General features: G+C 62.2%; 10 protein-coding genes and 7 pseudogenes. 10 read left to right on the top strand and 7 right to left on the bottom strand.

What is annotated here, in order from left to right; translation table 11 throughout:
* Positions 1–193: 193 nt before the first annotated feature.
* Positions 194–1,057, bottom strand: a pseudogene (locus B7Z66_13825) (cytosine methyltransferase).
* Positions 1,058–1,324: 267 nt separating this feature from the next.
* Complete coding sequence (locus tag B7Z66_13820) at positions 1,325–1,597, bottom strand: hypothetical protein (GenBank protein ID OYV75220.1); 273 nt, start codon at positions 1,595–1,597, stop codon at positions 1,325–1,327.
* Between the two features lie 63 nt (positions 1,598–1,660).
* Between B7Z66_13820 and B7Z66_13815 the strand changes: the two genes are divergently transcribed.
* The 3 genes and pseudogenes from B7Z66_13815 to B7Z66_13805 all read left to right on the top strand — a co-directional run bounded on the left by B7Z66_13815 (position 1,661) and on the right by B7Z66_13805 (position 2,737).
* Positions 1,661–1,906: a prevent-host-death protein gene (locus B7Z66_13815; protein ID OYV75219.1), complete on the top strand. Its 246-nt coding sequence runs from the start codon at positions 1,661–1,663 to the stop codon at positions 1,904–1,906.
* Entirely contained in the window at positions 1,903–2,346 is a 444-nt protein-coding gene (locus B7Z66_13810) for a VapC toxin family PIN domain ribonuclease (GenBank protein ID OYV75218.1), read from the top strand. Before B7Z66_13815 ends, B7Z66_13810 begins: the two co-directional genes overlap by 4 nt.
* Positions 2,346–2,737, top strand: a pseudogene (locus B7Z66_13805) (integrase). Before B7Z66_13810 ends, B7Z66_13805 begins: the two are co-directional and overlap by 1 nt.
* An 18-nt stretch (positions 2,738–2,755) precedes the next feature.
* Here the strand turns inward: B7Z66_13805 and B7Z66_13800 are convergent.
* Entirely contained in the window at positions 2,756–2,971 is a 216-nt protein-coding gene (locus B7Z66_13800; GenBank protein ID OYV75221.1) for a DUF2191 domain-containing protein, read from the bottom strand.
* A gap of 151 nt (positions 2,972–3,122) precedes the next feature.
* Here B7Z66_13800 and B7Z66_13795 point away from each other — a divergent pair, with 151 nt between their 5' ends.
* Together B7Z66_13795 and B7Z66_13790 are read left to right on the top strand one after the other, a co-directional pair.
* On the top strand, positions 3,123–3,365 hold the full coding sequence (locus tag B7Z66_13795) for a hypothetical protein (GenBank protein OYV75217.1): 243 nt from the start codon (positions 3,123–3,125) through the stop codon (positions 3,363–3,365).
* 336 nt (positions 3,366–3,701) lie between these two features.
* The gene (locus B7Z66_13790; protein ID OYV75216.1) at positions 3,702–3,917 is read left to right on the top strand and encodes a hypothetical protein; all 216 of its coding nucleotides are present in this window, start codon (positions 3,702–3,704) and stop codon (positions 3,915–3,917) included.
* Here B7Z66_13790 and B7Z66_13785 read toward each other — a convergent pair.
* Together B7Z66_13785 and B7Z66_13780 are read right to left on the bottom strand one after the other, a co-directional pair.
* A complete protein-coding gene (locus tag B7Z66_13785) occupies positions 3,847–5,247 on the bottom strand; it encodes a cell filamentation protein Fic (GenBank protein OYV75215.1) in 1,401 nt (466 codons plus the stop codon). The genes B7Z66_13790 and B7Z66_13785 overlap by 71 nt on opposite strands.
* A 201-nt stretch (positions 5,248–5,448) precedes the next feature.
* Positions 5,449–5,712, bottom strand: a pseudogene (locus B7Z66_13780) (hypothetical protein).
* A 1,242-nt stretch (positions 5,713–6,954) separates the two neighbouring features.
* On the opposite strand from B7Z66_13780, the pseudogene B7Z66_13775 reads away from it, so the two are divergent.
* Positions 6,955–7,404: pseudogene (locus B7Z66_13775) on the top strand (restriction endonuclease subunit M).
* Positions 7,401–8,553: pseudogene (locus B7Z66_13770) on the top strand (DNA-binding protein). The pseudogenes B7Z66_13775 and B7Z66_13770 overlap by 4 nt, the downstream one beginning before the upstream one ends.
* A 140-nt stretch (positions 8,554–8,693) precedes the next feature.
* Here the strand turns inward: B7Z66_13770 and B7Z66_13765 are convergent.
* Positions 8,694–9,218, bottom strand: coding sequence for a GNAT family N-acetyltransferase (locus B7Z66_13765; GenBank protein ID OYV75214.1), 525 nt, complete (start codon positions 9,216–9,218; stop codon positions 8,694–8,696).
* A gap of 8 nt (positions 9,219–9,226) precedes the next feature.
* Positions 9,227–9,472 carry a hypothetical protein gene (locus B7Z66_13760; protein OYV75213.1) on the bottom strand — a complete coding sequence of 82 codons (246 nt, stop codon included), beginning with the start codon at positions 9,470–9,472 and terminating at the stop codon, positions 9,227–9,229.
* A 130-nt stretch (positions 9,473–9,602) separates the two neighbouring features.
* On the opposite strand from B7Z66_13760, the pseudogene B7Z66_13755 reads away from it, so the two are divergent.
* The 3 genes and pseudogenes from B7Z66_13755 to B7Z66_13745 all read left to right on the top strand — a co-directional run bounded on the left by B7Z66_13755 (position 9,603) and on the right by B7Z66_13745 (position 10,384).
* Positions 9,603–9,722 (top strand): annotated as a pseudogene (locus B7Z66_13755) (GNAT family N-acetyltransferase).
* A 111-nt stretch (positions 9,723–9,833) separates the two neighbouring features.
* Positions 9,834–10,088 (top strand): hypothetical protein, encoded by a 255-nt coding sequence (locus B7Z66_13750; GenBank protein OYV75212.1) that lies wholly within the window; start codon positions 9,834–9,836, stop codon positions 10,086–10,088.
* Between the two features lie 59 nt (positions 10,089–10,147).
* Positions 10,148–10,384 (top strand): annotated as a pseudogene (locus B7Z66_13745) (hypothetical protein).
* The last annotated feature ends 90 nt before the right edge of the window (positions 10,385–10,474 follow it).

Genomic DNA, 10,474 nt, shown 5'->3' with positions numbered 1-10,474 from the left:
GTGACATTGGGCGGTGTAACGCGGTTCTGGACGCGGGACAAACGCCTGCGAGCGGTGGCTGGCGCTCTGGCGCTGGCGTACGAGCGGGATTGATCTTCTGACATGAGCGACGCCGCGGACGCTCTCGTTCAGCAGGCGACCGTAGACTACCTGAAGCGGCAGCAATGCTCCCAGCATTGACATCCTCCCCCGCCTAAAGTCGGGGGATTCCTACGGCGCTCATCCCGGCATCGATCCAGGATGAGTCGCTTCGGTGGGTTCCTGCTGCTGGCGGCATGACCGCACCGCTCACTTCACAGGCGAACCGGGCGTGTCCCGCCCTTAAGACATTGATCGCGCCGACCACATCGGCGTTTTCCTCGAAGCCGCATTCGACGCAGGCGAACCGCTCCTGTGTGCGGCGGTTGGCCGCCGACACATGGCCACAGCACGGGCAGGTGCGGCTCGTGTTCTGCGGCGGCACGGCAATGAGCCAGCCGCCGTTCCACGCCAGCTTGTAATCCAGTTGGCGGCGGAACTCGAGCCAGCCTTGATCGAGGATGGACTTATTCAGTCCGGACTTGGCCCGAACATTCTTTCCCGGCGCATCGAGCGTGCCTGCCGCCGACCTGGACATGTTCCGTACCTGCAAGTCCTCGATACACACCATCGCGTGGTTTTGGCTGATCGTGGCCGTGGTCTTGTGCAGGTAGTCGCGGCGGGCGGTACCGATTCGGGAGTGGATACGCTGGACGCGGGCTTTCGCCTTCTTCCAGTTGTTGCTGAACTTGGTCTTGCGGCTCATCGCCTGCTGCGCCTTGCGCAACGCAGTCTCGTGCCGCTTGAAGCTGTTGAGCGGGGCGTAGAACGTGCCATCACTCAAGGTGGCGAAGCGGGCGATGCCCATGTCGATGCCGACTGCCCCGCCTTGGGGAATGGGCTGCTCGACCTCCCGTTCCGTCTGGATCGAGACGAACCACTTGCCGCAGGACTGGCTGATGGTGACGTTCTTCACCGCGCCCAGCACGTCCCGGCTGTGGCGGTAGCGCAGCCAACCGAGTTTCGGCCTTATGTAGACTGCTCGATTATGTGGACTGTTTTGGGCGGCATGGCAGCGGGGTGGCGCGAAGCGCTAGCCTTGACAGTGCGACGCGGCCCGGCAGCTTGCCGGCAAACACCAATGGAATTCCAGCGCCGCACGCAGGCGGCGGGCCGAAGGATCAAGCCTCGTTGGCCTTGTCCGCCTCGGGAGGCTCGTTGTCGTTGTCGGGAGCGTCGTCCAGCTACCCGATAGACATCAATCGCCAAACTCGTCTTCGAGCAGCTTGCCACGTTCCATAATCGTCTAGGCGTCAAGGTTCTGACAGGTCCAGCCCAAAAGCGCCTTCATGGCAGCGGATACATCGCCGGTGAGCGTCTTGTAGTCCGTGATCGCCTTCAGAATGGCCCCCAATGCGCACTCCTCGGCGTCGAACTTGATGAATTCGCAGTTCCGGTCGTCAAAATGCTTCACCTCGTTGATGAACAGCGTCGCGTTAATGTCCTTAATGATCGTTGAGCGGCTCGGTGTTTGGTCGGGACCGCGTTTCTGTTCTATTGCGTAATATAGTTCGGCCACGGCAGTGGCTTTTATCTGTGATAGACTAGTCTATAGCCTAGTCCACTATGGAGTCCGCGTCGCATGAAGACCGAGATCGGCGCCTACGAGGCCAAGACCAAGCTGCCAGAGCTGTTGCGGCAGGTTCAAGCCGGCAAGCAGTTCACGATCACCAATCGTGGTCGGCCCATTGCTGATCTGGTGCCGAGCAGCGCTCAGAAGTCGAAGGACGCAGCGGCAGCGATCGATAAATTCCTCGCCTTCATCAAGGAGAACCCGGTGCGGGCGAAGGTTGATGTCCGGGCATTGATCGAGGAAGGCAGAGAGTGAAATTTGTCCTCGACGCCTCGGTGACGCTTTCCTGGCTGTTAGGAGACGCCGCTGCGCGGGAGGCGGCTTACGTATTTTCGGTGCTCGCGGCTCTGCGAGCGCGCACGTCCGCGGCGGCAGTGCCGATGACCTGGGGACTGGAGATTGCCAACGTGCTGGCCCGGGGCGAAGCCAAGGGGCAGTTGAATGAAGCGCAGAGTGAGGCCTTCCTCGAGATGTTGCAGGCCACGCCGATCCACGTCGACGCCGACACGTCGGCGCAGGCCCTGGGCGGTACGTTGCAGCTGGCGCGGCGCTATCGACTCTCGGCTTACGACGCCTCGTATCTCGAACTCGCACTGCGGGCGGCGCTGCCGCTCGCCACCTTGGATGAGGACTTGCGACACGCGGCCAGGAAGGCCGGCGTCAAGCTATTCAAACCGACAAGAGCTCCGCGCTGATTCGGCGTCCACGCACGTCCCTCGCTTTACCGGCGCTCTTCGCCCCGAATCCATCGACCGCCGAGCGTGTTCTCGATTTCTTCACCGCCAATCTCCGGAATCCCAACACCCGCAAGGCCTACGCCCGGGCCGTGACCGCCTTTGCCGGCTGGTTCGAGCGCCACGGGATCACCCAGCTCGGCGCGGTCCGACCGGTCCACATCGCGACCTACATCGAGGAACTGCAGGAGACGCTCGCGGCGCCATCCGGGGACCCGAGCACATCGTCAGCAAAGGCAAGACGCCCGTCCTCTCGGCCGACGAGACCCGCGAGCTCCTCGACAGCATCGACACCGGCACATCGGCCGGCCTTCGGGACCGCACGCTCATCGCGCTCATGGTCTACACCTTCGTGGGGAACACCAACGAATCAACCAATACCATCGGCCATCCCCGCGCGCACCGCGCGGACGTCGTAGTCCGGGGCGATCAAGCCCTGACCGGCAAGCCCCAGGATCTCCCGCTGGCGGTGGCGGGCGACATACTCCCGCAGCGCCTGGTCCACCATCTCGCGCCGGGTCTTGGCCCCGGCGAGGCGCATCGCCTCGGCGATGAGCTGTTCATCGAGCACGATATTGATACGCATGGCATACACCTCCTGATGTGTATAGTAAATGTCCAGATCCGCGTCCGCAATCAGGCCATGATTGGAGCCTGGCCGGCTGGCCTACAAGCTTGCCGGCCGAGCGCCGGCATTGGATATCGGACAACATGACGCAACCCTCGGGGAGCGAATCATGAAACCACTCAAGTACACGGTCCGCTTCGTGACTCCCGCCTTCCTCGGAAACGCCGAGCAGACCGGCCAGTGGCGCACGCCCCCGTTCAAGGCGCTGCGGCGGCGTGTCCTTCCGGTGAGCGTGCATGACTGGGGTCCGGTCGGGTTGATAGTGTGGTGCCCACACGGATTTACGGTGATGGGAGCAAGGGATGGCGAGACGAGCGGGTGGCGCGGCGGGGGAGTCATGCGCGCGGGATAGCGTTTCCCGACGCGCTGTGGTCGGCGGCGTGGCGCAGCGGCGCGGTGTGTGTGACGGCGCGCGCACTGGGCCTGGAATGCAACAAATTCAAACGGACGAGTGGCGGGTTGGTTGCCCCAGGTCGCGATGAGGCGAGACGACCGCCGCAAGTGAAGCCGATGAAGTTCAGCGAGGTGACCGGGGTGTTGCCGGCAAGTTCGGGCGGATGCCGTGTATCGCTGCAAGGCCCGCGGGTCAGCGGCTGCAACTGGAGCTGGCGCCGGGCGCCGCCGCCGAGATGGTGCTGCAATTGTGCCGGTCGGGTTGGGGTCCCTTGTAATCCAGCTCTGTGCGCGGATGCGCATTTTGGAGGCGGTGGCGAGCATCGACTTTCGCGCTGGCATTGATGGTCTGGCGCGGATCTGCCGGGTGCAGCTGCAGGTCGATCCATTCTGTGGCTGGCTCTTCGTGTTCTGCAATCGGCGGCGCACCGCCGTTAAAATCATGACGTGCCAGCCTGTTGCATCGGCCGCCACGCGCGGTATTCAGACAGACGCAGCCGGTAACGGCTGATGTTGCCCTCATGAAGATCCTTGAGGTCATCCAGTGCCAGTTTGATGATGCGCGCCAACTCCTCTCGCGGCACCAATGTGTCCGCCACAGCGTGCACGGCCGCTTCATCCGGAGACTGTTGGCCGCGCACAATTTCGCTCACTATGGTAATCAGCGCCTCGCGGTATCGCAGGCGCACGGGATCGGGATCGGCGACGGTATCGCGGATGGCCATGTAGCGTTGGCAGGAACGCTCGTAGGCCCACACGAACACGTCACGCAGGAGGTCCACCCGCTTCAGCTCATACACGCCGAGAGTACCTTCCACATAGGCCCGTTCGGGGACATCAATGAAAGAAAGCGGACAGAGATTTCGTCGGATGAGCGGAATGTTGGCGCCAAGCCTGGACACCCGCTTGTTCACGTCCACGAACGGTTGCAAGTATGGGATGTGAACCATGATGAAAAAAGCTTGCTCGAATGGGTCTTCGATAGCGTCGGCCGTGGCCAGGATCATGCGGAAATAGGCGTCGATCTGCTGCGGGATGCTGAGGGGATGAAATACCGTTCCGCTGACTTCGACGATGCGCTGGCGCAGCCGCCCGCTCTCGTTCGGGTCAGCGAGCAGGTTTTCCGATAGCAGCGCGTGCAGGTTGAAGAAGGTGAATGGGTTGAAGCCAATGTCCTCGGCCTGCTCAACCAACAACTCGATGGCGGCCTTGTGATTCATGATCATCTGCGCTTCGCGGCGATCCTTGCCTGCGGCCGCTTGGCCCAACTCGATCAGATTCTGGGTGTCGAGACGGGTATAGGTGTTCCCTTCGAGCCGGCTCGATGCCCAAGACAGGTCGATCAGCAAACGACCCAGAATATCGCGCGCATAGCAGCCTGTCGGACGCTCGCCATCGGGGGAACAGCCGATGTTGTTCAGGTGTTCGCGAATTTCCGGCGAGAGGTAGCGGGTTTCGTTGGGACGATACGCCTCCAGTAATTCACGATCATAGCCAATGGGCTTGCGACGCTGGAGGGGTTGGCGGACATAGTCGAGAATTTTCTGGCCTGCAGGGGAAACGGGGACGTAAATCTCGGCGCTGATCTCATCCGTCACGTGAAGCCGCTCGGTGATATTTTTTTCGATGATACTGGGCCGGCGGTAACGCAAGCCGCGCCCCTTGCCGGTCGGAACGATCTTTTTTTGGTCCGCCAGGTCAGCCAATCGACGTTGCAGGGTGCGTCGGCTGACGATATCGACTAGGGAGGCATGCAGGTCGTCAATGCCAATTCCATCCGGATGACGGGCAATCTCGGTTTCTACCCTGGCGTTCAAATCTTCTGGGAGTTTTTTTGGCATCCTTCACCTTCTTTTGGCACGTATGTGTTCATTCATGCCAAAACACTAGCCGTTATGGCGCGATTTGTCAAAGTGCGCGCCATTTAATGGCGCGATAAATGAGTACCACACCATTAAGCTGCGTTCTTTTCAGGCCGTGGAGGGTTTCCACCAAGGCATCCAACTGCTGCCTCTCGGGACTTCTTCTGCGGATCCGGCCACCGGGCAGGGGGAAATGAGGTACTCGTAGCCTTCGGCATAGTCGGCGTACGAGCGCTGCACCTGCGGATCGTGATAGCAGGCTTTGGTGATGGCGCACTGGGGGTTGTCGATAATGACTTTTGACGGCACGCCGTTGAAGTGCTCGAAGGCGCGCCGGTGACAACCCAGCCAGGTCTCGACGCTCTGATCCCGCACCAGCTCGGTATACTGGTGGCGGCTCCAGGACAGCAGCATGACGAACACCCAGGTCTTGAACGCCTCGCCCCGGCAGTGCGCGCGGCTGGCGGTCAGGCTCATGGATTCGGCCCCAGGAGGACGATCCAGCGGGCGCCGAGGGCCACCGAACACAGCTTGTAACACGCTGTGAAACATTAAAAAACAGGTTTGTTACAAATAACCTACCCCCAAAACGTTCCCCACGGGATGTCCGATACCCTGGATCCGGACGGTCGAAGTGCTAGGCGGGAGGGGTGTGCCGAGATCCTTGCAGGCCCCGGGAGTGGAAGGCCAAGGGGGGCTGCGGTCGCTACGCCGTACGTATACTGATGTACTATGATAGACATCGCAGTACGGTCCTGGCTGCCGGCATTCTCAGAACCGAAAAGACAATGCTCCGAATCGAGATTGGGCAGGAGACGGGCGGACGGTGGCTGGCGGAGATCGCCGAGCCGCCCGGCGTTACGGTCTATGGGCGCGATCCACAGGAAGCCCGCCGCAAGGTGGAAGCGCTTGCCATCCCTGTGCTGGCAGGGCGGATGTAGCACGGTGAGCCGTTGCCCGAAGCGGTCTCCCAGCTCGTTGTGGTCGCGTGAGCCAGTGGCCCTCCACCCGCCCCTCGCGGATGCTCGCCCGCCTTGCCAAGCGCACCGGCCTCCAACCCGAAGACCTGTGACGGACTGTTGTAAGCTGAGATCGAAATACTGATGAGTACGCCTTTGGTCCAGATAATGAACGTGCTCTTCTACCCGATCCCGGGTGCAAGAAATCTGCACTCGAAGGAAAACGCTACCGAGCCGCCGATCGTGGCGGCACGGGTTTCGGTGGTTACTCTGTACCGCCGGATGGCGGTGGAGATGCCGGGCCTTTCGTGACAATACAAGAACAGGGGATACAGCGATGGGAATCGTCCTGAAGCTACCCGTCAAGATCGTGCGTCCGGTGACACCACCTGAACCCCGCCAGACCCCGGAATGGACGATGGATGGAGGACTGGACGATCTTCCCTACTTGTGGGTAATCACCGGTGGGAGACCACCGGACGACGACGGTGCCGCCCCGTCAGTCGCGGCGCCAGAGCCTCCAACGGCGTAGCGGTTCGCGGCATTGTCGTCTTAAAGAATACCCCCGGCGGGAGTGGTCGTGTGGCGCAAATTGGCGGCGGTCAAACTGTTCTGGTTGTTTTATCGGGCTTGGCCGGGCCGACTATCAGACCGGGGCCTTTATATGCGCGAGTAATGCGATAACCGAGAACAAGCATGACCGGGGGTGCCCTTCAAAACATCAAGCAGGCGGCACTATGCGCTGCTCGGGCTGATGTGCATCTATGGCATCGAGCTGCTTGCGGACAACATTGCCGAGTGCCGCGCGAACCTGCTGGAGATCTTCGCCGAGTATCTGAATTTGGATGAGTCGGCCGAACTCCATCGCGCCGCATCCTACGTATTGTCCCAGAACCTCGTCCACGGCGATGCGCTGACGATGCGCACGCAGAGCGGCGCGCCGATCACCTTTGCCGAGTGGGGTTACCTCGGCAAGGGCAAGTTCCAGCGGCGCGACTTCCGCTTCGATGTGCTCACCGGTTCGTCGGCCTTCAGCGCGGAGGATTCTCTCTTCGCCCACCTGGGGAGGCACGAGATCTTCACGCCAACGAAGTCTTACTCGCCGATGACGGTGAGCGAGCTGGCCGCCGGGTCGGTGCATGGGACGCTTGCGCACCCATTCGAGGAGAAGGCATGACCACCGTACCCGCATCCGTCCCCGTGCTCCGCTGGGCGGCACAGCGCGCGCGGCTGGATGACTGCGACCTGGCAGCGCGCTTTCCGAAATGGCCGTTGTGGCTCAGCGGCGAAGCCCAACCTACACTCAAACAACTGGAAGACCTCGCGCATCTCACACACACGGCCTTTGGCTACTTCTTCCTGCCCCAGCCGCCCGCGCTCACGCTGCCCGTGCCGGACTTTCGCAACCCTGCGCGACGAAGTGCTCGCCGAACCCAGCAGCGACCTGCTGGACACCCTCTACCTGTGCCAGCAGCGGCAGGACTGGTATCGCAACCATGCCCGGATGAATAGCTTGCCGGCCCTGCAATTCGTCGGCAGCGCCCGCGTGCAGGACCCGCCGGAGGTGATGGCGCAACGCCTGCGCGAGACATTGGGCCTGTCCACCGAAGCGCGTCGCCAGTTGCCGACCTGGACAGATGCCCTGCGCCAGTTGATCGCCAAGGCTGAAGACGCTGGGGTGATGGTGATGGTGAGTTCCGTAGTGGGCAGCAATAGCCATCGCAAGCTGGACGTGGACGAGTTTCGCGGATTTGCGCTGGCGGACGATCTTGCGCCGCTGATTTTCATGAATGGCGCCGACAGCAAGGCCGCGCAGATGTTCACGCTGGCGCACGAACTGGCCCATGTGTGGCTGGGCGCAACGGGCGTTTCGGATACGCAGGCGGGCCAGGTGCCCGAGCAGCAAGCCGAGCGCTGGTGCAACCAGGTCGCGGCGGAACTGCTGATGCCCTTGAAGGTGCTGCGCGCAGCGCACCAGCACAATGTGCCGATTCCAGACGAAATCCAAAGGCTGGCGCGCGAGTTCAAGGTAAGCACGTTGGTCGCCCTCCGCCGCCTGTTCGACGCCGGCGCCATCAATCGGGACACGCTGTGGCGACACTACCGGGAGGAACAGAACCGGCTGCGCACGCTGAAGGAACGCGGCGGGAGTGGCGGCAACTTCTATCGCTCCTTGAGCGCACGCACCAGCAAGCGCTTTGCCCGCGCCATCGTCTCCAGCACGCTGGAAGGCTTGACTTCTTTCCCTGAGGCCTTCCGGATGCTGGGCGTGCGCAAGACGACCACGTTTTTTGAGGCCGCACGCGAGCTGGGTGTCACGGCATGAGTTATTTGCTGGACGCCGATGTGTTCATATCCGCGAAGAACCTGCACTACGGTCTGGATTTCTACCCAGCGTTGCACGACAGGCGGCTCGGGGAGCCTCCAGGGCGCTCAGGGGATACGACGGACGGCTCGGATTTCTGTTCACTTTCGCCGCTTTCCGGCTGTCCTGGTCGCATCGGCAACGACGCTGAGCGGCAGGATGAGTTTGAGCGGGTCGTCCAGCAGAGGCAGAGCGCCGAAGCGCTCGTACCAGCGCGCCGCGTTGTCGTCCTTCGCGTCGATGGCGAGCGCGACGCCGCCGACCTGTGATGCGACGGCGAGCGCCCGCTCCCCGCTGGCTAGCAGCAAATCGCCTCCCAGCCCTTGGCCCTGCATGGACCGATCGACGGCTAGGCGCCCCAGACGAAAGACCGGCACGTCGTAACGGCCGAGCTTTTTGGTCAGGTTCGCCGGTACGCGAGCGAACTCGATGGCGCCTGGACTGATCGAATAGAAGCCAAGCACGCACACGGGCTTCGCTGGCGATACCGCGACGAAGGTCTTGGCACCGCCGGATTCGTGGCTCTGCCGGGCATAGCGGCTGAGGTATTCGTTCAGATCTGGCGCGCCGCAATCGAAGCGCTTGCGGTCGTGCTGCCGGCCGATAGGCTCTTCGCGCCAATCCACCGACGGAATCAGGTCCGAGCCACACGGCGGCGCGCGGCGGCCACTAGGGCAGGGGTTGGCTTGGGCGGATTCTCTAGAAGCTCTAGCACACGCGCGGTATCGCGCTCGCTGAGCACGATGCGTTCGGCCCGGTCCACCACGTCGCGGGCCGTGGGCAGCACGTTGCGCATGATGAAGCTGGTCACGTCCAGCCGCTCATAGGCGGCGGCCTGTGCCAGTAGCCGCTTTTCGTCCTTGGTGGCCCGCAGCTCGATCCGGTCTTCGCGGGCTGTTGTAGTTGTCGGCCGGGGTGGCGCGAAGCGCTAGCCTTGACAGTGCGACGCGGCCCGGCAGCTTGCCGGCAAACACCAATGGAATTCCAGCGCCGCACGCAGGCGGCGGGCCAATGAAAAGGTGGCCGAATGGTACGCGAGCTATGGCGCTGTGCCGCTGCTGGACGGGCCATTATCTCTCGTGCTGCCGCTTGCGACAATCGAGGCCGCGCTTAAAAAGGCTGGTAAATAGGGACTTCCCCCGCTGGCATGTAAGTGTGTAATCATGCTGTAATGATTGCTTACCATAAAAGCCGTGAATTCGTTCACAGGCTGGTTTTCAGTCGCGCAGGTATTGTATAGGGTGGTGCGTGACGCGCCGGAGGACTTGGAGCGGCGGTTCGCGGCGGGGGCCGTGGCGGGTCCACGCTCGGTGCCGATCGATCGCCGGATCGTCGAGCGGGAGTATCAGACCGATTGTATTGAGATCCTGACGGGCGCAGTCCATCGGGGGCAACGCAAGATGCTCGTCGAGATAGCGGCCGGCACGGGTGAGACACGAACCGCTAGTGCACGTGCCGACAATAGACGCAATCTGCGATTGCCCTGCCTGCGTTGAGCTGCGCGGCCCCAGTCCGTGGTTGGTCTAAAGGAATAGGGAAGAGACAACAAGAGGTTATGGCACTACACCCGAAGTTTCCCCGATCGCCGTACGACGTCTTACCTCCAGAACATCGTTGGTTTCCGGCGTCCGAGGAGCTGCGTGAGCGCGCGTATGAAAAACTGCTGCCTCCGCTCGTCGCCAACGTACGCACAGAGGTCTTTGACTGGCGGGCCGGCGGTTACGCAGGCACGTCGCCAACCTCCAAGACCCTGCTGCGCTGGTGGTTTGAGACCGAACATTTGTCGGAAGAGGAACTCGAGGCGCTGAGTGGCAAAAAGCGCCGGGCGCGCCTCGATGCGATCAGGGACGATTGCAAGGCCTGCATCAATGGCCCGCTGCGC

Source organism: Chromatiales bacterium 21-64-14 (assembly GCA_002255365.1).
Taxonomy (GTDB): Bacteria; Pseudomonadota; Gammaproteobacteria; order 21-64-14; family 21-64-14; genus 21-64-14.
Note: the sequence above shows the minus strand (reverse complement) of the source record. Positions and strands in the feature narration are given on the sequence as shown.